The sequence below is a fragment of the Aeromonas sp. Y318-1 genome (assembly GCF_027706125.1).
Lineage (GTDB): Bacteria > Pseudomonadota > Gammaproteobacteria > Enterobacterales > Aeromonadaceae > Aeromonas > Aeromonas hydrophila.
Genome location: NZ_JAPDCM010000018.1, coordinates 16,402 through 40,883, shown reverse-complemented (window position 1 = coordinate 40,883; position 24,482 = coordinate 16,402). Strand labels below are relative to the sequence as shown.

Here is a 24,482-nt window from a genome sequence, read left to right as displayed (position 1 = left end):
GGGAGGATTCTAGGTGGCGTTCGCCAGCGGATGCAAACCGGGATCCGGTTTCTATGAGGTGGCTCAACAGAGTGAAATATATTCACTTTGCTATTCAATGCATGACCAGAAAGAGCAATAAAGGTGATGGGGCTCCCACTTTTTGCCATGCAGGTGGCTGATGGCACCTTTATTCGCGTCGATTCAGGTTACCAGCTGTAAATCCCAGGTTAATGATTCTGACCAACTTGCAGGATATTATCCCGGTTTTGCATAGCTATTTATTTCTCGGCCTGGTGAAGGGCTTTTCATAAGGCCAAAAATATGCCTGAAGTGAGCCGCAAGAGGGCCATTGAAATAACATTCAGCCCATCTGCATGGCAATAAGCAGGGGTGGCAGGAGCGGATGGAAATGAGGGGCGCCGTTCACTGCCGGATGCGGCAACCAGGCGGGCAGTACGCCACCCTGCATATGCCATATATTTTCAGCGGTGCGAACAGGACCTGGCTGCGCGGGCGCGATGCGTCAGCGCCCTGTCAGAGGGAAGGGCGCTGCGCATTTACCCGGCCCCTGGCAGCCAATATTGTGAAAGCGAGTCAACCCATGATGGAGAGAGTCCCATGACTGAGAAGCTGATTGACGACAAGCAACCGACCCCGGATCCGGCGGAGCAGAATGCCTTTTTCCCTTCCCCCTATTCATTGAGCCAGTTCACTTCGCGCAAGTCGGATCTGGCGGGAGCCGACTATCCCGCCCCCTATCGTGGCGGCCGCTGGAAGATCCTGCTGATCGGGGCCGATGAGCGCTATCTGCCCACCGACAACGGCACCCTGTTCTCTACCGGCAACCACCCGGTGGAAACCCTGCTGCCCATGTATCACCTCGACAAGGCGGGCTTTGCCTTTGAGGTGGCCACCCTGTCGGGCAATCCGGTCAAGTTCGAGTGGTGGGCCATGCCGACGGAGGATGAGGCGGTGGTGGGGCTCTATGGCAAATACCAGGGGCAGTTCCGCCAGCCCGCCAAACTGGCGGATCTGCTGGCCCAGGTGCAGGCTGCCGACTCGGATTACCTCGGCGTGTTCATTCCCGGCGGGCACGGCGCCCTGATGGGGCTGCCCGAGAGTGCCGAGGTCAAGGCGCTGCTGGAGTGGGCGATGGCCCACGAGCGTTTCATCATCACCCTCTGCCACGGGCCGGCGGCCTTGCTGGCGGTGGCCAATCCGCACACCTTCGCCGGCTACCGGATCTGTGCCTTCCCCGATGCGCTGGATGAGCAGACGCCGGCGATCGGCTACATGCCGGGCCGGCTCACCTGGAAGTTTGGCGAACGGCTCAAGGGGATGGGGTTTGAGATCGTCAACAGCGGTATTTCGGGGGAGGTGTGTCGGGATCGCAATCTGCTGACCGGTGACAGCCCGCTGGCCGGCAATCCGCTCGGCAAGCTGGCCGCCACTACCCTGCTGGAGGCGGTGAGCCGCCAATAGCATCATGCCCCTCGCGAGAGGGGCTGGCAGAGCAGAACAGGCAGGAAATCAGGCAAGAAATAAAACCGCAGGGCCGTCGAGTGACGGCCCTGCTCTATTGGGTCTGGACCAAGCTTGGTTTCAGGTATGGCTCAGGCAGGATAAAGGGCTCCCAGTATTGCCGGGCGGCTGGCGCCGGTGACGGCTGGCAGGTTGCCGGGTTGGCGGTGAATAAAGCGCTGCGCCAGCCAGGCAAACGCCGCGCCTTCCATCCAGTCGGGAGCTATCCCCAGCTCGGCCGTGTTGGCGATGCGCCAGCCGGGCAGCAGGCTGGCCAGCTCCGCCAGCAGCGGGGCGTTATGGGCGCCGCCGCCGCAGACAAACAGCTCGGGCCGGGTTGGCGCGTCACTGTGGGCGGGCAGCTGGCGGGCTATGCTGTGGCAGGTGAGGGATTGCAGGGTGCGCTGCACATCCGCCGGGGCATGGGCGTGGCCGGCCAGCTCGCCATCGAGCCAGTCGAGGGTGAACATCTCCCGCCCGGTGCTCTTGGGGTGGGGGGCGGCAAAGTAGGGGTGAGCCAGCAGCTGCTCCAGCAGTGCAGGGATAAGCCTGCCGCTGGCCGCCCACTGGCCGCCGGCATCGTAACCGGCCCCCTGGGGGTGATGGCGGCGATACCAGCCGTCGAGCAGAGTATTGGCCGGGCCGGTATCAAAGCCATAGACGCCATCCACCTGGCCCGGCAGCACCGAGATATTGGCGATGCCGCCGAGGTTGAGCACCACCCGCAGGGCGCCGGGGCGGGCAAAGAAGGCCTGATGGAAGGCGGGCACCAGCGGCGCCCCCTGACCGCCAAGGGCCATGTCCATGGTGCGAAAATCGGCCACCACATCGATGCCGGTCAGCGCCGCCAGCAGGGCCGCGTTGCCGATCTGCAGGGTAAAGCCGAGCTGGGGACGGTGGCGGATGGTCTGGCCGTGGCTGCCGAGGGCGCGAATATCTTTGGGAGTCAGTCCCGCCTTGGCCAGCAGGGCGTGGGTGGCGGCGGCAAACTCGCGGGCGACCAGGTTGTCGGCCACCCCCATGCGGTCGATCTCGTTGTCGCCCGGGGTGCAGAGAGCGTGCAGCTCGTGCGCTGTGGGCCAGGGGTGGCTGAGGGCCGCCTCGACCCGCAGTTCATCCCCCTCGATCAGTACCAGCACGGCGTCGATACCATCCATGCTGGTACCGGACATCAAGCCTATATAGCGTTCAGTCATCAAGCTTCCTTACTTGCAGGCAGGAAAAAGTACGTGAGAGAGGGAGCGGCCTCGATCCCATGCCGTATTCTGGTGCCGGACATCAAGCCTATATAACGCTCGCTCATGACTGCTCCTTGTGGGTCTCTGGCATGGTGGCTCAGCTGCCGCCGTTGGCCCGCTTGTTCTGGGCCAGCTGCAGCTCCGGGCTGTCCAGCTTGGCCAGCTGGGGCATGGCCTGCGCCTTGAAGTTGGCCAGCGCCCGTCCGCTCAGCGTCTCCGCCTGGGGCAGGTTGAGGGTGCGCGGGTTCTTGTGCACGCCGCCCACCACGAATTCATAGTGCAGGTGCGGCCCGGTGACCCGTCCGGTCCCCCCCAGATTGCCGATGGTCTGGCCCTGCTTGACGCGCTGGCCCTTGTTGACGGTGCGCTTGGAGAGGTGCAGGTACTTGGTCACGTAGTTGCCGGCGTGCTTGATGAAGACGTAGTTGCCGTTGAACTGGTTGTAGCCGGCGGCCACCACGCTGCCTGAGCCCGCCGCCATGATGGGGGTGCCCACCGGCGCCACGTAGTCGATGCCGTTGTGGGGGCGCACCTTGCCGGTGACCGGGTGCAGCCGGCGCGGATTGAAGTTGGAGCTGATGTATTTGAAGTTGACCGGTGCGCGCAGGAAGCTCTTGCGCATCGCCTTGCCATCCGGGGTGTAGTAGTTGCCGTCCTCGTTCAGCACGGCGCGATAGGTGGCGCCCTGGTTGACGAACTCGGCGGCTAGGATGTCGCCGGAGGCAACCCGCTCGTCATCCTGATACTTCTCTTCGTAGACCACCCGGAAGCTGTCGCCCGGTTGCAGGTCCTGGGCGAAGTCGATGTCCCAGCCGAAGATGGCGGCCAAGTCCATGATCTGATCCTCGGTCATGCCGGCGTCGACGGCGGCGCCCCAGAAGCTGGAGCGGATCTCGCCCTTGGCCACCTGTTCGCGGGTGTCGAGCTCGAGCTTGACCGGTCTGGCCACAAAGCTGTCGGCCTTGCGGCTCACTTTCAGCGCCTGCTCCAGGCTGTGGGGGTAGTAGAGGCTGTGCAGCTCGCCGCCCTTGGTGAGCTTGAAGGTGAGCTCCTGGCCCGGCTTGAGCAGGCGCAGGGTATCCGTGCCCTCGAGCTGATCGATCAGGTGCAGATCTGTGGTGCTGAGGCCGAGGCGCTGGAAGATGACCCCCATGTTGTCACCGCTGCGTACCTTCACCTGCTTGGTGATGTAGCTCGGCTTGGGCGGGGCGACGGGCTTGGCTTCGGCCAGCAGCGCCTCCTCGTCGACCTGCTGCTCGATGGCCAGCTCGTTGCCGTTGTCATCGACCCGGGTGGCGACCGCCTGTTCGCTGGGCCAGGCCGCCAGCATCATCACCATGATGCTCAGGATCAGCACCATCTTGCGGTGCCAGTGAGGGAGAGAGTTGAAGGCGTGCCAAATGACCATGAGAAGCAGACGAAGTTGAGCCGGGAAGAATGTCGGAGTTTACCGCCTTTCCAATTGGCCCGCCATTCCAGTAATATGTCTGGCCCTGTGGAATCGTGATTGGAGAGTCAAAAAATGTCCCAGCTCGAGGTGGCGCTAGCCGAGATCAAGCGCGGAGCGGAAGAAATTCTGGTGGAAGAAGAACTGGTCGCCAAGTTGAAGGAAGGGCGCCCGCTGCGCATCAAGTTGGGGATGGACCCGACGGCTCCCGACATTCATCTGGGTCATACCGTGATCCTCAACAAGCTGAAGACCTTCCAGGATCTGGGCCATGAAGTGATCCTGCTGATCGGTGACTTCACCGCCATGGTGGGTGACCCCTCCGGCAAGAACGCCACCCGTCCGCCGCTCTCCGAAGAGGCCATCAAGCACAACGCCCTCACCTATGCCGAGCAGGCGTTCAAGATCCTCGATCCCGCCAAGACCCGCATCGAGTACAACTCGACCTGGCTGAGCGAGCTGGGCGCGACCGGCATGATCAAGCTGGCGGCCAAGCAGACCGTGGCCCGCATGATGGAGCGCGACGACTTCAAGAAGCGCTACAGCAACGGCCAGTCCATCGCCATTCACGAATTCCTCTATCCGCTGCTGCAAGGCTATGACTCGGTCGCGCTGAAGGCGGACGTCGAGCTGGGCGGTACCGATCAGAAGTTCAACCTGCTGATGGGTCGCGAGCTGCAAAAAGATGCCGGCATGGCGACCCAGTGCGTGCTGATGATGCCGCTCTTGGTAGGCCTGGATGGCGTCAAGAAGATGTCCAAGTCCGCGGCCAACTACATCGGCGTACACGATGCCCCGGGTGAGATGTTCGGCAAGATCATGTCCATCACCGACGATCTGATGTGGAACTACTACGAGCTGCTCTCCTTCCGTCCGCTGGCTGAAATCGAAGAGTTCAAGGCAGGCATTGCCGCCGGCACCCTCAACCCGCGTGACGTGAAGATCTGGCTGGCCAAGGAGATCATCGCCCGTTATCACGATGAAGCGGCGGCCGAAGCAGCCCACGAAGACTTCACCCAGCGCTTCTCCAAGAACGCCATTCCGGACGAAATGCCGGAAGTCGAGCTGGCACTGGAAGGCGAAGGGCTGGCCATCGCCAACCTGCTCAAAGATGCCGATCTGGTGGCCACCACCTCCGAAGCACTGCGGATGATCAAGCAAGGTGCAGTCAAGGTGGACGGCGAGAAGCTGGACGATGGCAAGGCACTCATCGGTGCCGGTACCGCCGTCTACCAGGTCGGCAAGCGCAAGTTTGCCCGGGTGACCGTCAAGTAAGTCGCCACCTCTGGCGCCGCCATAAGAAAGGCCTCCCTTGCGGAGGCCTTTTTGTTGGCTCATTTCTGCTGATAGGGTTCAGCCCTCGGTTTTCAGGAAGTTGCGATAGAGCATGTAGAGGTGGGCCGAGCTCCAGCTGAAGTTGCTGGCCCCCTGCATGGCACCGGTCTCCGGGTTGTAGTTCTCGCGGATGGGGCCGCTGCCCGCCAGCCCCTCGGCGTTGGTAAACAGCTTGTTGACGAGCTGTTGGGCATCGCTGCGATAGCCGTAGTTCTCCAGCCCCTTCACCCCGAAGTAGAACTGATCCAGCCAGACCCGGCCGCGCCAGTAGATGTCGGGGTCGTAGGCCGGGTTGGTCAGCGCCGCCGTGCCGAGCGGCACCTTGGTGTTGAACTCCTGGGCATTGAGCATCACCTCGCGTACCCGCGCCGCCTTCTCCTTGTCCGCCACCTCGGCCCAGAGCGGGCTCCACCCTTCCGGGCCACGGCCGCGGGCGGTCAACAACTTGCCGACACAGCCGTTGGCGTCGGGCAGATCCCCCTGGGCTATCTGGCGGTCGTAATAGAAGCCGGAGGCCTCATCGAACAGGCAGCTGTTGATATAGCCGGCCAGCTGGCTGGCCCCTTCGCGGTAGCGGCTCGCCTCGTCCGGCTTGCCGAGCAGCTCGGCCATGTCGGCCAGGATGCGCTTCTCCTTGGCGAGGAAGGCGTTGAGTTCCACCGACTCCTGATCGATGGAGAAGCCGATGAGGCTGCCATCGTCCTGATGGTTTTCGAAGAAGAAGACGTTCCAGTCCTGGCGCGCCTTGGCCATGTCGCCGCCATAGGTCTTGTCGGCATAGCGCTTGAGCTGATCCGGCTCGATAAAGCCGAAGCGGGCGGCGTTGTCCATACCGGACTCCCAGCCGGCCCCGTGCTGGGCGCCGATATCCATGTCGGCGTAGCCGCCAACGCTCAATACCTGCTGATAGAGCGCCATGCCGGCGCAGCCATACCAGCCATACCAGCCATCTCCTTCATTGGTACAGCTCGACAGATCCAGCCCGGCCGGTGCCCCCGCCGGGTACTGCACCTTGAAGGTGATGTTGCCGAACTCGTCGTTGTGCTCGACGTGACGGGTGGCGCCATATTCGATGATGCCGTTGCGGTTGTTGTCCCGCGCCCGGTACCACCAGTCGTGATAGGCCTGGATCTTCGGGTACATCTCGGCGATGAAGGCCTTGTCCTTGGTGGCGCTGTAGATCTCCCAGATGGCCCAGGCGGAGAGAGGCGGCTTGGTGTCGCGCTCGTTCCAGTTGCCGCCGTCGCCACCGCGATCGGCGAGCTTGTTGTAGAAGACGGCGTCGATCACCATGCCGGCATCCTGCGGCCGGACCGGGTCATCGGCCTGGATCTGGTAGTCATACATGGCGCGCACGTTGTTCTTGGCCACCTCGGGGTTGAAGTGGGCCATGGCGTAGGCGTGCTTCCAGCTGTCCCAGGCCCAGACCCCGTCGAACCAGCGGGCGGTGTTGGAGGGGGTCACCCCGTCGTGCAGGATGGCGCCGGCCGGCGAGCGCCAGTTGCCGTTGAGGGTCTCCATCGCCTTGACCGCGATGCGCCGCTCCGATTCCTGGATCCCCTGATTGGAGAGGCCGCGCGCCAGGTAATCCTCCCAGCGGCGGATGGAGTCATCGAAATGGCTGGCGGGGTCGGCCAGCAGCGCCTGGCGGCTCTGCTCGAAGCGGTCGGCGTCAGCACTGCTGTGGACATAGCTCTGCAGGGTGTAGATATCCTGCTGGCCCTTGGCGGCCAGGGTGAGGCTGGCCTCGCTCACGTAGCCGAGCCCCTGCTCGTCGAGGGTGGTGCGACTGGGCAGGGTGCGATCGATGCGGTAGCTGGCGCTGCCGCTTTGCATGATGTTCCAGGTGCTGCGCAGTTTGCCGAACTGGAATGCTACGCCGCGCTCGGTCTGGCTGATGGTGCGGGTCCAGGCGGGGTACTGCTCGGCGACCGTCTTGTTGGCATCCCACTGGTTGAGCAGCTCCCCCTGCCAGTTGAGCTTGAGGGTGAGTGGGGCGTCAGTGTGGTTGATGAGGCGGGTGCGAACCAGCGCAGTGCGGGCATCGCCGTAGCGCAGCTCCAGCTCCAGGGTGAAGGGTTCGAATTCGAAGCTCTGCACCAGCGCCCCCGGGATGGCGTACAGCGCCTGCTTGCTGGCGCTGGTGAGCGGGAAGGCGCGGCCGCTCTCGTCGCTCAGGGTCAGCTTGTCCAATTCGCTTGCGAAGAACAGGCTGTACTCCTCGGCGATGACCATGGGGCCGGTAAAGCCGCCCCATTCGCTGTCGCTGGCGGGCAGCAGGAAGCCGTGCCAGGCGCCGAGATCGAGCAGCGGGTTGTATTTGAGGTTGGAGTAGCTGTCAAAGTCACGGAACTGGAGCGGGGTGCCGCTGCGGTCGATCACGTTCTGATACTGGTTCGCCAGGGTGGCGCTGGGGGCGGCCGGGCTGCTGGAGTCATTGCCGTTGCAGGCAGTGAGGCCGAACAGGGCGACGCTCAGGGTGACGGATAGTAAACTTTTACGAAACATCTCTCGCTCCAATGGCAGTTTTTGTAGGTTAAGGAAGGTGTTTTTTAGTGCTTGTTTTAGTGAAAGCGTTTGCGAGAGCCATTATAGGGCGATTTTGAGGGGATTATTGGCGCTGCGTCACAGTGCCGGAGGGGCTGGTGTGAGCCGGATCACCCGGTTACACGAGGTTACATAGCTTGATATTTTAGTAACTATTTACTTGTTTGGCGGCAGCCAGCGAGAGGGAGGAGGGGCAGGTGCGCAGGTATTGATAGGGGGTCAGGCCGAACTCCTGCTTGAAGCGGGCGGCAAAGCGGCTGGGGGAGTCGTAGCCACAGGCGAGGGCCGTCTCCAGCGGCGCCAGCCCCTGTTGCAGCAGAGTGAGGGCGTGGCTCATGCGCACCTGGGTCAGCAGCTGGCGAAAGCTGCGCCCCTCGGCGGCCAGCTTGCGCGCCATGGAGGCGCGGCTCATGGCGAAGTGCGGTGCTACCCCCTCCAGAGTGTGGTCGGCGCCCGGCTCCACCCCGAGGTAGCGGGCCAGCCGCTCGCCGAGGGTCATGGTGTGGGTGGGAAACAGCAGGTCGAGCCCGCCGGCGGCCTGCAGCTCGGCATAGAAGCCCTGCAGCAGCTGGGCCTGGGTGGTCTCATTGAGCCGCCGATCCGCCATGGAGCAGACCAGCTCGAAACAGAAGGCTAGCGCCGGACTGACCGTCAGGCGCGGCTCCCTGAGCGGGCCGGCCTGGGCGGCGCTGAGCCATTCGACGGGGGGCGGGGTCAGCAGGGTCAGCGCGCGGGAGCGAAACTTGCCCTGCTCCGGCTGGTTGACGAAGGTGAGCTGGTGACCGGCCGGGATCAGCAGCCAGCTCGCCTGATCGAACGTCAGGCGCTTCTCCTGCCACCACAACTGCTTGTGACCCTGCTCCACCCAGATGATGGTGGGAGTGTAGATGAGCACCCGGTGCAGCGGCTGCTGGCGGATCCCGAGATAGTGGTGCAGTTGCAGCAGCGGCGTGCTCATCCGGCTGGCTCCTAGGGGGTGACGAAGGTGGCGGTCAGGGTGGCCTTGCCAAGGGCCATGCTGTTGAGCATGTAGCCTACCATGGCGGGCGGGGTGTCTGTCTTCACCTCCAGGGCCTGGGGCAGGGCCCAGGCGGTAAACTGGTAGCGGTGCATGCCGTGGCCGGCGGGCGGGCAGGGGCCGCCGTAACCCTGGCTGCCGAAGTCGGTCTTAAGCTCCAGCCCTTGCTTGAGCTTGCCGGAGGTGTTGCTCGGCAGCTCGCTCTGACTGGCCGGCAGGTTCACTACCAGCCAGTGCCACCAGCCGCTGCCGGTGGGCGCGTCGGGGTCATAGGCGGTGATGGCGACGCTCTTGGTGCCGGCAGGCAGGTCCTGCCAGCTCAGCTGGGGCGAGCGGTTGTCACCGCTGCAGCCAAAGCCGTTGAAGCTGAAGGCCTTGTCCATCAGCTGGCCTTCGTGGATGTCGCTGCTCTTTAGGGTCATGGCACTGGCGGGCAGGGCCGCCACGCACAGCAGGGAGAGCAGGGTGGTTCGCTTGGCAATCTTCATGGTGAGGCTCCTCGGTGGATGATGGGATCAGTCTAGCGAAGAGGGGGAGAAGGTGAGTGACTTAACCGCTCAAAGTGGCCGTTTTGCTGCCATGATATGAGTCGTTATGTTGATTGCTGGTGAGCGTTGCGAAAGAGTGGTGGCGCGCCCGGGCATAAAAAAACCGGCATCCAGGATGCCGGTTTTTTACTGTGCTGACAGCTGATCGCGCAACTTAGCGCAGGATCATCTCGTCACGGCCCGGGCCGACGGAGACCATCGGCACCGGTACGCCCAGCAGCTCTTCGATGCGCAGTACGTACTGCTGAGCCGCTTTGGGCAACTCGGCGAAGGTACGGCAGCCGGTGATGTCTTCGCTCCAGCTTTCCATCACTTCGTAAACCGGCTTCAGACCGGCAGTTTGCGGCCAGATCGGGTTCTCGGTGTGGGCACCTTCGTAGGCGACGCAGATCTTCAGATCCGGCAGACCGGTCAGGCAGTCCAGCTTGGTCAGTGCCACTTCGTTGGCAGCCTGCAGCTCGACACCGTTCTTGGTGGCGACGGCGTCGAAGTAGCCGACGTCGCGGGGACGGCCGGTGGTGGCGCCGAACTCGTTGGCGATCTTGCGGAACTCGTCCTGGTTCTCCATGGCGGTCAGCAGGGTGCCGGTACCGACGGAGGTGCTGAACGCCTTGGCGACAGCGATGACGCGCTCGGGACGCAGACCCGGCAGGCCGCCACCGATGCCGGCATAGGCGCCGGAAACGTGGGAGGAGGTCACCCAGGGGTATTCTCCGTAGATCAGATCACGGCCGGCGCCCAGCTGGGCTTCGAACAGCAGGGTCTTGCCTTCGGCCTGCAGCGCTTTGAGCGGCATGCTGACGTTGCAGACGGAGTCGATCCAGGGAGCGGACACTTCCAGCAGCCAGTCGGCCATCTCCTGGGCGGTCTGGTTGAATTCGAAGGTCGGGTAGAGGGCCTTGAGCTGCGGCAGTTTCCAGTCGAGGAAGAATTGAATGCGCTCGACCAGTACTTCCGGCTGCTTCAGCCAGCCCACCAGGATCGCTTTCTTCATGACTCGATCGCCATAGGCGGGAGCGATGCCCTGACGGGTGGAACCGTAGGCGCCGTCGCCCAGGCGCTGCTCTTCCAGGGTATCTTCCATGGCGTGCAGCGGCAGGCAGAGGGTAGCGCGATCAGAGATGGTCAGCTTGGGAGTGACGCCGGAGGCTTTCACTTCGTCCAGCTCGACGGTCAGTTTCTCGGGGCTGATCACCATGCCAGGGCCGAGCACGACCAGGCAATCCGGGTTGAACACACCGCTCGGAACCTGGTGCAGCTTGAAGGTGCCAAGGTCGTTGACGACGGTATGGCCGGCGTTGTTGCCGCCCTGGAAGCGAATGCTGGCGCCTGCTTGGCCTGCCAGATAATCCACGATGCGGCCTTTGCCTTCATCACCCCAGTTGGCACCTACGACTACGATAGACGACATGACTCTTTCTCCTAAGACGTTAGGCGATCATCCTAGGAGGCTCAGGAGGATTAGAAAAATTAATTATCTTTATAATTCCGATAAGAGAGTCATATAATTACGGTGAATTTATCGGCAAACCGCCCCGCTGCCGTGCCAACATCCCCCTCAGGGGCCCGTGCGGCCGTGGCGGCACAAGAGGATCCCCATGCTGGATATTCACTGGTTGCACACCTTCGTCACCCTGGCCCGGCTGCAGCACTTCGGCCAGACCGCCACCGAACTGCACATGACCCAGCCCAATGTGAGCCTGCACCTCAAGAATCTGGAGCAGGCCACCCGGGTCAAACTCATCGAGCGCAGCCCGTTTCGGCTGACCCAGGCCGGCGAGCGGCTGCTGCAAAGCGCCGAGCGCGCCATCGCCGAGCTGCAGCTCTGCCAGTCCGATCTCAACGCCCTCAACCAGCTGAGTCAGGGGACGCTGGCCATCGCCGCCAGCGACATCATCTCGCGCCTGCTGCTCATTCAGCCCTTTCAGCGCTTCAAGCAGGAGTTCCCCGGCATCGATCTCACCCTGTTCAACACCACTTCGGATCAGGCTGCTGAGCTGGTCAAGGCGGGCAAGGCGGATCTGGGCTTCGTGATGGCGCAAAAGCGCAGCGAGCCGCTGTTCTACACCGAGCTGCAGCAGGTGACCTGGTGTGCGCTGGGCCACGGTCTCGCCCGCTGGCAGGCGCGGGCGAAGGCGGGGGAGAGCGATCCCCTCGACGAGCCGACCCTGATCCTGCTGGGTCACGACACCCGCACCCGGGCGCTCATCGACCCCTCTTTGCCGCTGCTCGGTCTGCCCAGCTGCCGCATCATGGAGGTGGGCAGCGTGGATGCCCAGCTCGATTGGGCCGAGGCGGGCTTCGGGGTGGCCATAGTGCCGGACTTTTCCATTCATCCGCGGCTCAAGCTGACCGCCCCGGTGACCCGGCTCACCGATTTCCCCGGCACCAGCTTGGGCTATGTGGTGCGCCAGAACCAGGTGCTGTCGCGGGCCATCAAGCAACTGCTGCACTGGGTGGAGCAGGAGATCCAGCGCCCGCAGCCGTTGCCGGACGCCAGGGCTTGAGCCCGGCCGATATCAAAATAAAAAGAGGCCACCCTTGGGTGGCCTCTTTCGTTGTGGCTGTTTGGCGACCTTACTGGGCAGGTGCGCTGTGCTGGGTCGGTGAGGCGGCGCTTGGTGCGGGCGGTGCCGGTGTTGTCGATGCCGGTTCGGCGGGGGCCGGCGAGGTGGGTTGTTCCCCGCTCATCACGGCAGAGGGGCTTGGCGCGGTCGAGCCCGTCAGCTTGCCGCCCTGCTCCACGGCGGCCCCTTCGAGCACGGTACTCGCACCCGGCTCGGTAGTTGTGGCTGCCGAGGGGGTTGGCAGCAGGGCGCGAGGGGCCTGCCCGGATGAGGTGGCGGGCGTACCTTCCGGGGAGGGGGCGCCCGTTTCGCTGGCAGGCTGTTTCGCGTCCTCACCAGCGGGTCGCTCCACTTCGGTGGGCTGCGCCGCTGAGGTTGCCAGGGCTTCCGAGGTGGCCGGAGCCGGGTTAAGGGCTTCGGGCAGCAGTGCGGGGGCGGGCGGGGCATCCGCCATGCCGGCGTGGCGCGGTACTTCCGCCTCGCCCTGCATCCCCTCCAGAGTGAGGGCGGTGAGGGCCGGATGGAGGCGGGTGAACTGCTTGAGTCGCCCGCTCAACACGTCGCGCACGGTGCGCACCTCGCCCTCCGGCAGGCTGGCCAGCGCCACCAGCTCGGCGGTGACGGCGAAGGTGCTGATGCCGCTCGGCTGGCCCGGGTAGAGGTTGGCGCCGATGCGGCTGCGCTGATAGTAGGGATGCTGTTTGAGCAGCGCGTCGACCTGCTCCCCTTCGATGGGGATGAGGCGCGCCTTGCAGCGGCCGGTGAGATCGCCGATGGCCTGATTGGGGTGGCCCGCCACCACGAAGGCGGCGTCCAGGGTGCCGTCACAGAGCCCCTCCAACCGGTTGTTGGCCGCGGCGGGGATGACGGGGGCGAAACTCTTGGCCTGCCAGCCCATGGCATCGAGCAGGGCCTGGCTGGTGATGTGCTCGCCGGAGCCCGGATTGCCCAGATCGACCCGTTTTCCCTCGATGTCGGCCAGGGTGTTGATGTTGCTGTTGGCGCTGGCGAGCAGGGTCAGCGACTCCTGATGAAGCCGATAGAGGCTGCGCAGCTGGTCGTCGGGCGCCTGACCCATGAAGGGGCCGGTGCTGTGGGCGGCATGGTGCACCACATCGGACTGCACCAGCGCCAGCTGAACTTTCCCTTGATGCAGCGCCTTCAGGTTGGCAAGGGAGCCGGAGGTGCTCTGCACCGAGCAGTGCAGGCCGTGGCTGGCCGTCTCTTCATTGAGCAGCCGGCAAATGGCGCCACCGGTCGGATAGTAGACGCCGTTGAGCGGCCCAGTACCGATGGTGAGATAGGCAGGCGTGGCTGCCTGCAGGGGCAGCGCCAGGGCCGCTGCCAGCCAGGGCAGGGTGCGGCGAAGCAGAGTCGGCAGAGGGTGCAAGGCTGGTTGGGGCATAGTGAACCGGATCAATGGCTGATAAAAGGGATGGGGCTGGCCCATCCCGGTTGGCATTCGGCCGCGCCAGCTGCTGGCGGCGGCACTGCACCGTATTCGGCGCCATCGACATCCCGGGTGGCGGGGCCGTGGCGGCATGTTGCGAAAATATACCCTATTGCGATCGGATACGGATCTGGCTGACTTCAATATATTGCGGGGCCGGCTGCTGCCGGCCCCGTCACTGCCCATATGGTGAGGCCATGGGGAGAGAACGCGCGTGATCAGCGCGCCAGAATGGCCTTCTCCATGCGGGCCAGCGCCTCGACGAGGCGAGCACGGGTACAGCCGAAGTTGAGCCGCACGAACTGGCCGTCACCAAACTGGGCACCGGGGGAGAGCCCCACCCCGGCCTGCTCGAAGAAGGCGATGGGGTCGTCCAGCCCGAGTGCGCTCATGTCGATCCAGGCGAGGTAGGTGGCCTGGTGGCGCGCCAGCTTGATGCCGGGCCAGCGGGCGACCGCCTGCTCGATCAGGGCCAGGTTGGCGGCCAGGTAGTCGAGCTGTTCGCTGAGCCACTGCTCGCCGCCTTCGTAGGCCGCCTCTGCCGCCACGAAGCCCAGCAGGTTGACGTCGGCACTGATGCCGCGCATCGCCTGCTGCAGCTTGAGGCGCAGACGGGCATTGGGCACCACCGCGAAGGAGCAGCAGAGCCCGGCGATGTTGAAGGTCTTGCTCGGAGCCATCATCACCGCCGAGCGCTCGGCCGCCGCCGGGCTGATGGCGCCGTAGGGGATGTGGCGGGCGTCCTTGTCCAGCAGCAGGTCGCAGTGAATTTCATCGGAGCAGATCACCAGGTTGTGGCGCTCGGCGATGGCGTCGATGGCCAGCAGCTCCTCGCGGGTGAACACGGTGCCGCCCGGGTTGTGCGGGTTGCACAGCAGCAGCAGATCCGCCGCCGGCGCCTGGCGTTCCAGCTCCTCGATATCCAGCACCCAGCGACCGGCCTCTTCCACCATGGGCACGGTGAGCAGCGGCCGGTCGTTGAAGCCCGGCGCCTGCAGGAAGGGGTAGTAGACCGGCTTGGGGGTGATGATGCCACGGCCGTGCTGGCTCCAGGCCTTGCAGGCGAGGTTGAGACCGGGCACCACGCCGGGCAGGAAGACGATCCACTCGGGCTGGATGGTCCAGCCATAGCGGCTGGCCAGCCGCGCGATGATGAGTTCGATCAGCCGGGGAGAGGGGCGCGAGTAGCCGAAGATGCCGTGGGCGACACGCTGGGTGAGGGCCTCGATGACGGCAGGGGGGGAGACGAAGTCGGTGTCGGCAACCCACATGGGCAGCACATCCTGTCCCTTGTACTTGTCCCATTTCAGGCTCATGGTGCCGCTGCGATCTATTTCCCGGTCAAAATCAAACATGTGAAATCCTTATGCTGGCCAGTGGGCTTTCACTGTACGGGGTCGGGGACGGGGTCGCAAGCCTTGAGGTGGCTCTTGATAATGACATAAAATAAGCGACGCCATTTCATGCACTTGCCGAATTTTGGCCAGTTTTCCTCCCTCCAATCAGTGGTAATTCTATGCGTTTGCTGACCGCCGTTCGCAACAGGACGGATCCCGTCTCCCTCTCTTTTCTGGCCGTGACCTTTATGACCGGGGTGGCGGTGGCACTGCAGGTGCCCACCTTGAGCCTGTTCCTGGCCGAGGAGGTGCAGGTGCGCCCCTTCCTGGTGGGGCTCTTCTATACCGTCAACGCGGTGATCGGCATCCTCATCAGCCAGTGGCTCGGCCATCGCTCCGACAACAAGGGGGATCGCAAGCGGCTGATCCTGCGCTGCTGCTTCGCCGGCGTGGTGCTCTCACTGCTGTTTGCCTGGAACCGGCAATACTGGCTGCTGGTGAGCCTGGGGGTGCTGCTGGCGAGCCTGGCGGCGACCGCCAGCCCCCAGCTGTTCGCGCTGGCGCGGGAATACGCCGACAGCCGCAACAAGCGGGCCGACATGTTCAGCTCGGTGCTGCGGGCCCAGTTCTCGCTGGCCTGGGTGATCGGGCCGCCCATCGCCTTCGCGCTGGCCATCGGTTACGGCTTCGAGGTGATGTACCTCGCCTCCGCGGTGGCCTATCTGCTCTGCGCCTTCGTGGTGTGGCGCTGGCTGCCCTCGCTGCCGCTGCCGGTGATGGACAGCGAGGTGGAGCGGGTCAGCAGCTGGCGGGATCCGTCGGTGCGGGCGCTCTTTATCGCCTCCACCCTGATGTGGACCTGCAACAGCATGTACCTCATCAACATGCCGCTCTACATCACCCGCGAACTGGGGCTGGAGGAGAAGCTGGCCGGGGTGCTGATGGGCACGGCGGCGGCCCTCGAAATCCCCTTCATGCTGTTGGCGGGCCACTACACCCAGCGCTTTGGCAAGCGCCCCATGATGCTGCTGGCGGTGCTGGCCGGGGTCGGCTTCTACGTGGGGCTGGTGACCTTGTCGAGCCAGCATGCCCTGATTGCGCTGCAACTGCTCAACGCCATTTTCATCGGCATCGTCGCCGGCATCGGCATGTCCTACTTCCAGGATCTGATGCCGGGTCGCGCCGGGGTGGCGACCACCCTGTTCGCCAACAGCATCCGCACCGGCTCCATCATGGCGGGGGCTATCGCCGGGACTGTGGCGGAGATCTGGAGTTTTCACGGGGTCTTCATGGTGGCCATGGGCCTGGCGCTGCTGGCATTGGCCGCCTGCTGGCGAGTGCCGAACGTCTGAAGCTGAAAGGGGGAGGGGCGAGCGAGGCGCCCGCCTCAATGTCTGATGGCTGTGGGGAGGCGCTCTAGCGGTCGTTGTCGTTCTGGTATTCGTTGCGCAGGCAGCGCAGCAGCAGCTCGGTGGCCGGGCCCAGCGCATCGGCCGACGGGGTCAGCAGATAGGTATAGAGGTGGCGCTCGTTGCCGCTCGCCAGATCCAGCGGCACCAGGGCGCCGCTTGTCAGCTCTTCCTGCACCAGGTGGCGCGGCAGCCAGGCGTAGCCGAGGCCGAGCTTGAGCATGGCGATCACCTCGTGGTAGTGGGTTGCCTTCCAGCCGGTGTCGTCCGCGTCGTTCCAGTCAACCGAGCGGTGAATGGGGGGATGCAGGCTGATCTGGTTGTGGCTGGCCAGCTCCTCGGCGGCGATGGCGCCCCCCTGGGTGGCGAGCGGGTGCTCGGCCGAGCAGAGCGGCAGCAGGCACACCTCGTCCAGCGGCAGGCCGGTGCGATCGTGGGGCAGGTGTTCGGAGAGCATCAGATCCCCCACCTGCAGGGCGTTGAAGTGGCAGTGGATGCGTTCGTGCAGATTGACCCGGCAGCCCCGGCTGCGTGGATAGAAGTGGGCCAGCGCCCGATAGAGCCGCTCGCGCGGCTGCAACACCGACACATAGAGGTTGATCTGCGGCTCCCACTGCCGCTCCAGGTTGTTGGCCAGGTTCTCCAGCTCTTCCACCTGCTGGCTGAGCTGACGGGCCCGCTTGAGGAAGATCTCCCCTGCTGGCGTCAATACCGCCTTGCGCCCTCTCACCTCCAGCAGAGCCACACCCAGACTCTGCTGCAGCTTGGCTACCGCATGATTGAGAGAGGATTGGCTCTTGTTCAGCGCCTCGGCGGCCTGGGCGTAGCCGCCACAGTCCACCACGGCCTGAAAGATCCGCCATTGCTCAAACGTGCTCTTGGGACGAAACATATCTCAACCTGATAAGGGAGCGGATGTTGCAACAGGGTGCCGACGGCACCCTATTGAATGTAACCCCATGCGGCGCAGGGTTGCGGTTATTTTGTTGATTTATTTGGGCTGGGCCACAAAGGTCTGGCCGGTTTTGCCCCGGCTGTCCGCACCCATCAGATAGAGATAGAGCGGCATCAGGTCGGCGGGGGTCTTGAGGTTCATCGGATCTTCGGCCGGGAAGGCGCTGGCCCGCATCTTGGTGCGGGTGCCGCCCGGGTTGAGGGTGTTGACCCGCACACCGGTATTTTCCAGCTCGTCCGCCAGCACTTCCATCATGCCTTCGATGGCGAACTTGGAGATGGCATAGGTGCCCCAGTAGGCGCGGCCCTTGCGGCCCACACTGGAGGAGGTGTAGACGATGGAGGCATCGCCCTGCTCCTTGGCGGTCTGGCGGATGAGCGGCAGCAGCGCCTGGGTCAGCAGAAATTCGGATTTGACGTTGACCTGCATCACCTCGTCCCACTCCTGCTCCTGGATGTGTTCGAACGGTGACAGGGTGCCGAGCAGGCCGGCGTTGAACAGCACGCCGTCGAGGCGGCCAAACTGCTGGGCGAAGGTCTCGGCCATGCCAAGGTAGTGGCTCTTGGTCGCCCCTTTCAGATCCACCGGCACGATGGCGGGCAGCGGGTGGCCGGCGGCCTCGATCTGGTCGTAGACCGCCTCCAGCTTGGCGCTGGTGCGGCCGAGCAGGATCACGGTGGCGCCGTGGGCTGCATAGGTGAGCGCCGCTTCGCGGCCGATGCCGTCACCGGCACCCGTGACCAGAATGACCTTGTCCTTGAGCAGATCCCGGGGGGCCTGATAGTTGAACATGACAACTCCTGTTAACAATTCGTGGCAGATGAGCGCGGCAAATAGAGGGGCAAGTGTACTGATCCCGCACGGCGTTTGACCAGTATGAGATGGCAAAAATGTGAATAAATCAGAGGGGTTGTGATTGTCGATTGGCATTTTTGACGGGTTGACGCAGAGTTTTTGCGCACACCGGGCAAACTCCCTAGAATGTGAAAAAATCGTCCCCCCGGGGCACACCAGTGGAGTATCAAGTGGCATTTTTGACCGAATACGGCCTGTTCCTGGCCAAGACCCTCACCCTACTGCTCGCCATCGGCGCCGTCATCCTGATGGTGGTGAGCAGCCGTCAGCCCAAATCCCGCAAGGGGGAGCTGGTGGTGACCGATCTCTCCAGCGAGCTGGAGCAGGGACGTCACCAGTTGCAGGCCGCGCTGGCCGGCAAGGCGGAGCGCAAGCAGCTGGAGAAGGCGCGCAAGGCTGAGCACAAGGCTCGGGGCAAGAGCGAAGATGCGCGCAGCCGGTTGTTCGTCATCGATTTTCACGGCAGCATGGATGCCAAGGAAGTGGCCTCCCTGCGTGAAGAGGTGAGCGCCGTGATAGGGGTGGCCCAGCCGGGCGACGAAGTACTGCTGCGGCTCGAATCCGGTGGCGGCGTGGTGCACGGCTACGGCCTGGCTGCTTCCCAGCTGCAGCGGCTGCGGGATCGTGACATCAAGCTGACCGTGGCCATCGACAAGGTGGCGGCGAGCGGCGGCTACATGATGGCCTGCGTGGCCGATCAGATCCTGGCGGCGCCGTTTGCCATCGTCGGCTCCATCGGGGTGATCGCCCAGCTGCCGAATTTCAACAAGCTGCTCAAGAAGCACGACATCGAGTTCGAGATGCACACCGCCGGTCAGTACAAGCGCACCATCACCATGTTCGGCGAGAACGACGATCAGGGGCGCGAGAAGTTTCGCGAGGAGCTGGGCGCCATCCACGAGCGCTTCAAGGCATTCGTGGCCGAGCACAGACCCAACCTCGACATCGACAGCGTCACCACCGGCGAACACTGGCTGGCGAGCCAGGCCAAGCAGCTCGGGCTGGTGGACAGCCTCTGCACCAGCGATGACTATCTGCTGGCCCAGGCCAGCCAGCACAAGGTGGTCGGCATTCGCTACAGCAAGCCAAAAAGCCTGACCCAGAAGCTCGGTCAGCAGGCCGCCGTGGCGCTGGAGTCCGGTCTTGGTCGGTTGTGGCAGCAGGGCCCCTGGCGCTGAGTCAGGGCAGCGTAAAACCAAATAAAAAAAGCCGGGCACTTGCCCGGCTTTTTCATGGGGTCGGCGCTGCAGGCCGATGGTGCGCCTCAGCGCTGGAACGGGTAGACGGAGCCGAGTTTGAGGATCTGGGTCAGCTCGTCCAGCGCGGTGCGGGACTCCATGACCAGCGCCGGATCGCGCAGGTCGTCCAGTGCCAGGCTGTCGCGGTAGTGGCGATCGACCCAGCCATCGAGGCGAGCAAACTGGCTGTCGGTGATGAGGCAGGCCGGGTTGACCGCGGCGAGCTCGGTGTCGTTCATGGCCACCCGCAGCCGCAGGCAGGCGGGGCCGCCGCCGTTGCGCATGCTCTGCTTCACATCCATGTAGTGCACCCCCTTGATCGGGGTCCCCAGGGTCACCAGCTTGGCCAGATAGGCGGACACTGCCGGGTTGTCGCGACATTCGGTGGGGGCGATGATCGCCATCTCGCCGGACGGCAGGGTGAGGATCTGGGTGTTGAACAGATAGGACTTCACCGCATCCTGCACCGACACCTCGGCAGTCGGCACCTCGATAAAGTGCAGCTCGCCGTCGCCGAACTTGGTGCGCACCTCGGCCAGCGCCGAGGCGGTGTTGAGAAACGCCTGCTGGTGGAAGAACAGCACGTTCTGGTTGCCCACCGCGATCACGTCGTTGTGGAACACTCCCTGATCGATGACGTCCGGGTTCTGCTGGATGAAGACCGAGCTCTCGTCCCCCAGGCCGTGCAGGCGGGCGATGGCCTGGCTCGCTTCCAGGGTCTGGCGGGCCGGGTAGCGTTTGGGGGCGGGCTGGGAGACGTCGAAGGCGCTGCGGCCATAGACGAACAGCTCGACCCCGGACTCGCCATAGGCGCGGCACAGCCGGGTGTGGTTGGCGGCCCCCTCGTCACCGAAGTGGTCGTTCTCCGGCAGGTGCTGATGGTGGTAGAAGTGACGGTCGTTGTTGAACACGGCGCGCAGGATGCGGCCGGTCACCTCGGGCTCGAGGGAGCGGTGAAACTTGTTGGTCAGGTTGGCGGGGGTGAAGTGGATGCGGCCATCCTGGGTATCGGCACTCGGAGAGACGGTGGCGGCGTTGGCGGTCCACATGCTGGAGGCCGAATAGCAGGCGGCCAGCACGGCGGGAGCCTGCTTGGCGGCCTGGGCCAGCACGCTGGCATCGTTGCCGGTGAAGCCGAGGCGGCGCAGGGTGGCGAGATCCGGTCGCTCCTGCGGGGCCAGCACTCCCTGGGTCATGCCGAGCTCGGTCAGTGCCTTCATCTTGCGCAGACCCTGCTTGGCCGCCTCCTTCGGATTGGACGCCTCCTTGGCATTGTTCTGGGAGGCGACGTTGCCATAGGACAAGCCGGCATAGTTGTGAGTCGGGCCGACCAGGCCGTCGAAGTTGACCTCGAAGTGCTTCATTGAGTACATCCTTTCGATTTTTATATGGGTAGCGGTTCCTTCCGCGCACAATGCTGCGGGATGCAGCCATTATAAGGAGATTTTGTCTTTTGTAACAAGCTGATAACGAAACTGGTTTGTTATGTTACAAGAGCGGTTGGTTATGTCGTTTCAAATATAAAAAGAGGGTGGATATAGCATAAAAATAAAAAAGCGGTTGCTTCCCGCGGCTCGGCTTCGCATTAATAAATAAAGAAACAAAGTGGTTCGGGCTGCCGGGCAAATTTGCTCACAAGATTGCTTTTTCCCGTCAAATCTCTTATACAGCCCCACAAAACCGCACACCAACCCCGTCGGGTGCAATGAGGATAATAGTTACAGCATGGGCAAATCACTGGTCATAGTGGAGTCTCCGGCCAAGGCCAAGACCATCAACAAATATTTGGGCAAGGACTACGTGGTGAAATCCAGCGTCGGTCACGTGCGCGATCTGCCCACCAGCGGCAGCGCCAGCAACGAGCCCAAAAAACCTGTCATTCGCGGCATCAAGCTGAGCGAAGCAGAGAAGGCTGCCAAGGATCGCAATGCCCTGTTCTCACGGATGGGGATCAATCCGACCGCAGGCTGGCAGGCCAACTACCAGATTTTGCCCGGCAAGGAAAAAGTGGTCAGCGAGTTGCAGAGTCTGGCCGAGAAGGCTGACACCATCTATCTCGCAACCGACTTGGATAGAGAGGGAGAAGCGATCGCCTGGCACTTGCGCGAGATCATCGGCGGCGACGACAGCCGCTACAAGCGCGTGGTGTTCAACGAGATCACCAAGACCGCCATCCAGGAGGCGTTTGCCCAGCCATCCGAGCTGAACATTCACCGCGTCAATGCCCAGCAGGCCCGTCGTTTCCTCGACCGGGTGGTGGGTTACATGGTCTCCCCGCTGCTCTGGAAGAAGCTGGCCCGCGGCCTCTCCGCCGGCCGGGTACAGTCGGTCGCGGTGCGCCTCATCGTCGATAAAGAGCGCGAAATCAAGGCGTTCGTGCCGGTCGAGTTCTGGGATCTCAACGCCGATCTGCTGACCGCCGACAAGAGCGATCTGCGGATGGAAGTGGTCAGCCGCAACGGCGCCGACTTCAAGCCGGTGACCCAGGCCGAGACCTTCGCCGCCGTGGCCGCCCTGGAAGGGGTCGACTACAAGGTGGTGAACCGGGAAGACAAGCCGACCGGCTCCAAGCCGTCCGCCCCCTTCATCACTTCTACCCTGCAGCAGGCGGCCTCTACCCGGCTGAGCTTCGGGGTCAAGAAGACCATGATGATGGCCCAGCGCCTCTATGAAGCGGGTTACATCACCTATATGCGTACCGACTCCACCAACCTCAGCAAAGAGGCGGTCGAGGCGGTGCGGGAATACATCGGCGAGCAGTATGGCGCGGCCTACCTGCCGGCCGAGCCGAATCTCTACGGCGCCAAGGCCAATGCCCAGGAGGCCCACGAGGCGATCCGCCCCTCCAGCGTGCTGGTGACCGCCGAGATGCTGGAAGGGATGGAGCCGGACGCCATGCGGCTGTATGACCTCATCTGGCGTCAGTTTGTTGCCTGTCAGATGACGCCGGCCCAGTACGACTCCTCCACCCTGACCGTCAAGGCGGGCGAGTTCGAGCTCAAGGCGCGCGGTCGTACCCTGCGCTTCGCCGGTTGGACCAAGGCGCTGCCGCCGATGGGCCGCAAGGGCGAAGACAGCCAGCTGCCGGCGGTGACCGTCGGCGAGATCCTCAAACTCGTCAAGCTGGATCCGCGCCAGCACTTCACCAAGCCGCCCGCCCGCTTCACCGAAGCGGCGCTGGTACGCGAGCTGGAGAAGCGCGGCATCGGCCGTCCGTCTACCTACGCCTCCATCATCTCCACCATCGTCGATCGTGGCTATGTGCGGGTCGAGAGCCGTCGTTTCTTCGCCGAGAAGATGGGGGAGATCGTCACCGACCGGCTGGTGGAAAACTTCGTCGAGCTGATGAACTACGAGTTCACCGCCAAGATGGAAGACAAGCTCGATGGCATCGCCGAAGGGAGCCTGGAGTGGAAGAAGGTGCTGGATGCCTTCTACGCCGAGTTCACCCAGGAGCTGGAGAAAGCGGACAAGGCGCCGGAAGAGGGAGGCATGCGTGCCAACCAGATGGTGCTGACCGACATCGACTGCCCGGATTGCGGCCGCAAGATGGGTATCCGTACCGCCACCACCGGGGTGTTCCTCGGCTGTTCCGGCTATGCCTTGCCGCCTAAAGAGCGCTGCAAGAAGACCATCAACCTGGTCTCCGCCGACGAGTTCGTCTCCGCCACCGATGGTGAAGAGGCCGAAACCGAGGCGCTGCGTGCCAAGCACCGCTGCACCATTTGCGGCACCGCCATGGATGCCTACATCATCGACGACAGCCGCAAGCTGCACGTCTGTGGTCGCAACCCGGATTGCGATGGCTACGAAATCGAAAAAGGCCAGTTCAAGCTCAAGGGTTACGAAGGGCCGAGCATCGAGTGTGACCGTTGCGGCTCCGAGATGCAGCTCAAGAACGGCCGCTTCGGCAAGTACATGGGTTGCACCAACGACACCTGCAAGAACACCCGCAAGATCCTGAAAAACGGTGATATCGCACCGCCGAAGGAAGACCCGGTACCGCTGCCGGAGCTCAAGTGCACCCAGTCCGACGCCCACTTCGTGCTGCGTGACGGGGCGGCCGGCCTGTTCCTGGCCGCCAGCAACTTCCCTAAATCCCGCGAGACCCGTGCGCCGCTGGTGGAAGAGCTCAAGCGCTTCAAGGAGCGTCTGTCGCCCAAGCACCAGTATCTGGCCGATGCCCCGGCGTCAGATCCTGACGGAAACGCCGCCATCGTGCGCTTCAGTCGCAAGACCAAGGAGCAGTACGTGATGACCGAGGTCAACGGCAAGGCGACCGGCTGGACGGCGCACTACGACAACGGCAAGTGGCAGGAGAGCCTGGCGAAGTCGAAGAAGGCGTGATTGCGCGCAGTTCACACTCTGATGAAAGAGGCCCCTCGCAGGGGCCTTTTTGTTTTCGGATGGCGGTATACTGAAACCGCTGCAAGGATGGCAGCGCTGGACACGGAGGTTGTGATGGAGATTAACGAGATCCGGCCGGGAATGACCTGTCTGACCCGGGAAGGAACCGCCTATGTGCTGGAAGTCGACAAGCAGAGTCTGCTGGTGCTGCTGCAGCGGGAGTACGAAACCATCCCGGTGCAGGTGCGCAGCGACGAGATCCTGGCCCCCATCACCCGGTGAGGCGGGCCGCCATCGTCAAAAGGGCAGGAGAAACAGCAGCTCGGCGAGGTCGGGCTGCCACTGCCATTCCCGCATCCTGACCCGCCCGCCAATCACGGGCACCCCCTCTTCCTGCAGCAATCCCGCCTGTTTATCGAAGCCTGCCGACCCCTTGGGCAGTGAAATGGTGCCCGCCGCGCCCAGCACCCGGTGCCAGGGCAGCACCTTGTCGGTCTCCCGCAGCACCTTGCCCACCAGCCTGGCCCGACCGGGCAGCCCCGCCAGATCCGCCACCTGGCCGTAACTCACTACACGACCGGCCGGGATCAGGGCGAGGATCGCCTCGATGCGGGCAACCTTGTTCAGCGGGGTGGGGGTCGATTCCATTCTCATCCGGATCACTCGTCAATAACGACAGAAGCGCCAT

The 24,482-nt window shown here is 63.6% G+C and carries 19 protein-coding genes; 7 read left to right on the top strand and 12 right to left on the bottom strand.

Annotated features, from left to right (window positions below; all coding sequences use genetic code 11):
- Window positions 1-600 precede the first annotated feature (600 nt).
- Window positions 601-1,464, top strand: coding sequence for a glyoxalase III HchA (gene hchA / locus OKB87_RS20910; protein ID WP_270828438.1), 864 nt, complete (start codon window positions 601-603; stop codon window positions 1,462-1,464).
- Between the two features lie 131 nt (window positions 1,465-1,595).
- Here the strand turns inward: hchA and OKB87_RS20905 are convergent, their stop codons facing one another.
- Both OKB87_RS20905 and OKB87_RS20900 read right to left on the bottom strand, forming a co-directional pair.
- A complete protein-coding gene (locus OKB87_RS20905) occupies window positions 1,596-2,699 on the bottom strand; it encodes an anhydro-N-acetylmuramic acid kinase (protein ID WP_270828437.1) in 1,104 nt (367 codons plus the stop codon).
- A gap of 139 nt (window positions 2,700-2,838) precedes the next feature.
- Window positions 2,839-4,149 carry a peptidoglycan DD-metalloendopeptidase family protein gene (locus tag OKB87_RS20900; RefSeq protein ID WP_041216401.1) on the bottom strand — a complete coding sequence of 437 codons (1,311 nt, stop codon included), beginning with the start codon at window positions 4,147-4,149 and terminating at the stop codon, window positions 2,839-2,841.
- Between the two features lie 114 nt (window positions 4,150-4,263).
- Between OKB87_RS20900 and tyrS the strand changes: the two genes are divergently transcribed.
- On the top strand, window positions 4,264-5,463 hold the full coding sequence (gene tyrS / locus OKB87_RS20895) for a tyrosine--tRNA ligase (protein WP_005303305.1): 1,200 nt from the start codon (window positions 4,264-4,266) through the stop codon (window positions 5,461-5,463).
- 78 nt (window positions 5,464-5,541) lie between these two features.
- Here tyrS and ygjK read toward each other — a convergent pair whose 3' ends face one another.
- From ygjK to OKB87_RS20875, 4 genes are all read right to left on the bottom strand, one after another.
- Window positions 5,542-8,031 (bottom strand): alpha-glucosidase, encoded by a 2,490-nt coding sequence (gene ygjK, locus OKB87_RS20890; protein ID WP_270828436.1) that lies wholly within the window; start codon window positions 8,029-8,031, stop codon window positions 5,542-5,544.
- A 184-nt stretch (window positions 8,032-8,215) separates the two neighbouring features.
- Window positions 8,216-9,028: a helix-turn-helix transcriptional regulator gene (locus OKB87_RS20885; protein WP_270828435.1), complete on the bottom strand. Its 813-nt coding sequence runs from the start codon at window positions 9,026-9,028 to the stop codon at window positions 8,216-8,218.
- A gap of 11 nt (window positions 9,029-9,039) precedes the next feature.
- The gene (locus tag OKB87_RS20880) at window positions 9,040-9,576 is read right to left on the bottom strand and encodes a YbhB/YbcL family Raf kinase inhibitor-like protein (RefSeq protein ID WP_270828434.1); all 537 of its coding nucleotides are present in this window, start codon (window positions 9,574-9,576) and stop codon (window positions 9,040-9,042) included.
- A gap of 214 nt (window positions 9,577-9,790) precedes the next feature.
- Window positions 9,791-11,047, bottom strand: a complete 1,257-nt coding sequence (locus tag OKB87_RS20875; RefSeq protein WP_270828433.1) for an adenylosuccinate synthetase — start codon at window positions 11,045-11,047, stop codon at window positions 9,791-9,793.
- A gap of 187 nt (window positions 11,048-11,234) precedes the next feature.
- Here OKB87_RS20875 and OKB87_RS20870 point away from each other — a divergent pair, with 187 nt between their 5' ends.
- A complete protein-coding gene (locus OKB87_RS20870) occupies window positions 11,235-12,143 on the top strand; it encodes a LysR family transcriptional regulator (protein ID WP_011706900.1) in 909 nt (302 codons plus the stop codon).
- A gap of 70 nt (window positions 12,144-12,213) precedes the next feature.
- Here the strand turns inward: OKB87_RS20870 and OKB87_RS20865 are convergent, their stop codons facing one another.
- Both OKB87_RS20865 and OKB87_RS20860 read right to left on the bottom strand, forming a co-directional pair.
- On the bottom strand, window positions 12,214-13,608 hold the full coding sequence (locus OKB87_RS20865) for a TAXI family TRAP transporter solute-binding subunit (protein WP_270828432.1): 1,395 nt from the start codon (window positions 13,606-13,608) through the stop codon (window positions 12,214-12,216).
- A gap of 263 nt (window positions 13,609-13,871) precedes the next feature.
- Window positions 13,872-15,008: a MalY/PatB family protein gene (locus OKB87_RS20860; protein ID WP_039215611.1), complete on the bottom strand. Its 1,137-nt coding sequence runs from the start codon at window positions 15,006-15,008 to the stop codon at window positions 13,872-13,874.
- Window positions 15,009-15,169: 161 nt separating this feature from the next.
- Here OKB87_RS20860 and OKB87_RS20855 point away from each other — a divergent pair, with 161 nt between their 5' ends.
- On the top strand, window positions 15,170-16,342 hold the full coding sequence (locus tag OKB87_RS20855) for an MFS transporter (RefSeq protein ID WP_039215608.1): 1,173 nt from the start codon (window positions 15,170-15,172) through the stop codon (window positions 16,340-16,342).
- Window positions 16,343-16,406: 64 nt separating this feature from the next.
- Here OKB87_RS20855 and OKB87_RS20850 read toward each other — a convergent pair whose 3' ends face one another.
- Window positions 16,407-17,291, bottom strand: coding sequence for a LysR family transcriptional regulator (locus tag OKB87_RS20850; protein ID WP_011706897.1), 885 nt, complete (start codon window positions 17,289-17,291; stop codon window positions 16,407-16,409).
- Window positions 17,292-17,390: 99 nt separating this feature from the next.
- Complete coding sequence (locus OKB87_RS20845) at window positions 17,391-18,146, bottom strand: YciK family oxidoreductase (RefSeq protein ID WP_016351568.1); 756 nt, start codon at window positions 18,144-18,146, stop codon at window positions 17,391-17,393.
- A 233-nt stretch (window positions 18,147-18,379) separates the two neighbouring features.
- Here OKB87_RS20845 and sohB point away from each other — a divergent pair, with 233 nt between their 5' ends.
- The gene (gene sohB, locus OKB87_RS20840; RefSeq protein WP_130631927.1) at window positions 18,380-19,387 is read left to right on the top strand and encodes a protease SohB; all 1,008 of its coding nucleotides are present in this window, start codon (window positions 18,380-18,382) and stop codon (window positions 19,385-19,387) included.
- Between the two features lie 86 nt (window positions 19,388-19,473).
- On the opposite strand, the gene astB is transcribed toward sohB, so the two are convergent.
- Window positions 19,474-20,811 carry an N-succinylarginine dihydrolase gene (astB, locus tag OKB87_RS20835; protein WP_139707029.1) on the bottom strand — a complete coding sequence of 446 codons (1,338 nt, stop codon included), beginning with the start codon at window positions 20,809-20,811 and terminating at the stop codon, window positions 19,474-19,476.
- Between the two features lie 361 nt (window positions 20,812-21,172).
- Here astB and topA point away from each other — a divergent pair, with 361 nt between their 5' ends.
- Complete coding sequence (gene topA / locus OKB87_RS20830) at window positions 21,173-23,794, top strand: type I DNA topoisomerase (protein ID WP_270828431.1); 2,622 nt, start codon at window positions 21,173-21,175, stop codon at window positions 23,792-23,794.
- A 114-nt stretch (window positions 23,795-23,908) separates the two neighbouring features.
- Window positions 23,909-24,076 carry a hypothetical protein gene (locus OKB87_RS20825; RefSeq protein WP_005303277.1) on the top strand — a complete coding sequence of 56 codons (168 nt, stop codon included), beginning with the start codon at window positions 23,909-23,911 and terminating at the stop codon, window positions 24,074-24,076.
- Window positions 24,077-24,091: 15 nt separating this feature from the next.
- On the opposite strand, the gene OKB87_RS20820 is transcribed toward OKB87_RS20825, so the two are convergent.
- Window positions 24,092-24,448, bottom strand: a complete 357-nt coding sequence (locus OKB87_RS20820) for an MGMT family protein (protein ID WP_187267738.1) — start codon at window positions 24,446-24,448, stop codon at window positions 24,092-24,094.
- Window positions 24,449-24,482 lie beyond the last annotated feature (34 nt).

Bases quoted from the DNA above. Each gene is read 5' to 3' on its own strand.
- hchA (WP_270828438.1), top strand. From the start codon at position 601: ATGACTGAGAAGCTGATTGACGACAAGCAACCGACCCCGGATCCGGCG.
- OKB87_RS20905 (WP_270828437.1), bottom strand. From the start codon at position 2,699: ATGACTGAACGCTATATAGGCTTGATGTCCGGTACCAGCATGGATGGT.
- OKB87_RS20900 (WP_041216401.1), bottom strand. From the start codon at position 4,149: ATGGTCATTTGGCACGCCTTCAACTCTCTCCCTCACTGGCACCGCAAG.
- tyrS (WP_005303305.1), top strand. From the start codon at position 4,264: ATGTCCCAGCTCGAGGTGGCGCTAGCCGAGATCAAGCGCGGAGCGGAA.
- ygjK (WP_270828436.1), bottom strand. From the start codon at position 8,031: ATGTTTCGTAAAAGTTTACTATCCGTCACCCTGAGCGTCGCCCTGTTC.
- OKB87_RS20885 (WP_270828435.1), bottom strand. From the start codon at position 9,028: ATGAGCACGCCGCTGCTGCAACTGCACCACTATCTCGGGATCCGCCAG.
- OKB87_RS20880 (WP_270828434.1), bottom strand. From the start codon at position 9,576: ATGAAGATTGCCAAGCGAACCACCCTGCTCTCCCTGCTGTGCGTGGCG.
- OKB87_RS20875 (WP_270828433.1), bottom strand. From the start codon at position 11,047: ATGTCGTCTATCGTAGTCGTAGGTGCCAACTGGGGTGATGAAGGCAAA.
- OKB87_RS20870 (WP_011706900.1), top strand. From the start codon at position 11,235: ATGCTGGATATTCACTGGTTGCACACCTTCGTCACCCTGGCCCGGCTG.
- OKB87_RS20865 (WP_270828432.1), bottom strand. From the start codon at position 13,608: ATGCCCCAACCAGCCTTGCACCCTCTGCCGACTCTGCTTCGCCGCACC.
- OKB87_RS20860 (WP_039215611.1), bottom strand. From the start codon at position 15,008: ATGTTTGATTTTGACCGGGAAATAGATCGCAGCGGCACCATGAGCCTG.
- OKB87_RS20855 (WP_039215608.1), top strand. From the start codon at position 15,170: ATGCGTTTGCTGACCGCCGTTCGCAACAGGACGGATCCCGTCTCCCTC.
- OKB87_RS20850 (WP_011706897.1), bottom strand. From the start codon at position 17,291: ATGTTTCGTCCCAAGAGCACGTTTGAGCAATGGCGGATCTTTCAGGCC.
- OKB87_RS20845 (WP_016351568.1), bottom strand. From the start codon at position 18,146: ATGTTCAACTATCAGGCCCCCCGGGATCTGCTCAAGGACAAGGTCATT.
- astB (WP_139707029.1), bottom strand. From the start codon at position 20,811: ATGAAGCACTTCGAGGTCAACTTCGACGGCCTGGTCGGCCCGACTCAC.
- topA (WP_270828431.1), top strand. From the start codon at position 21,173: ATGGGCAAATCACTGGTCATAGTGGAGTCTCCGGCCAAGGCCAAGACC.
- OKB87_RS20825 (WP_005303277.1), top strand. From the start codon at position 23,909: ATGGAGATTAACGAGATCCGGCCGGGAATGACCTGTCTGACCCGGGAA.
- OKB87_RS20820 (WP_187267738.1), bottom strand. From the start codon at position 24,448: ATGAGAATGGAATCGACCCCCACCCCGCTGAACAAGGTTGCCCGCATC.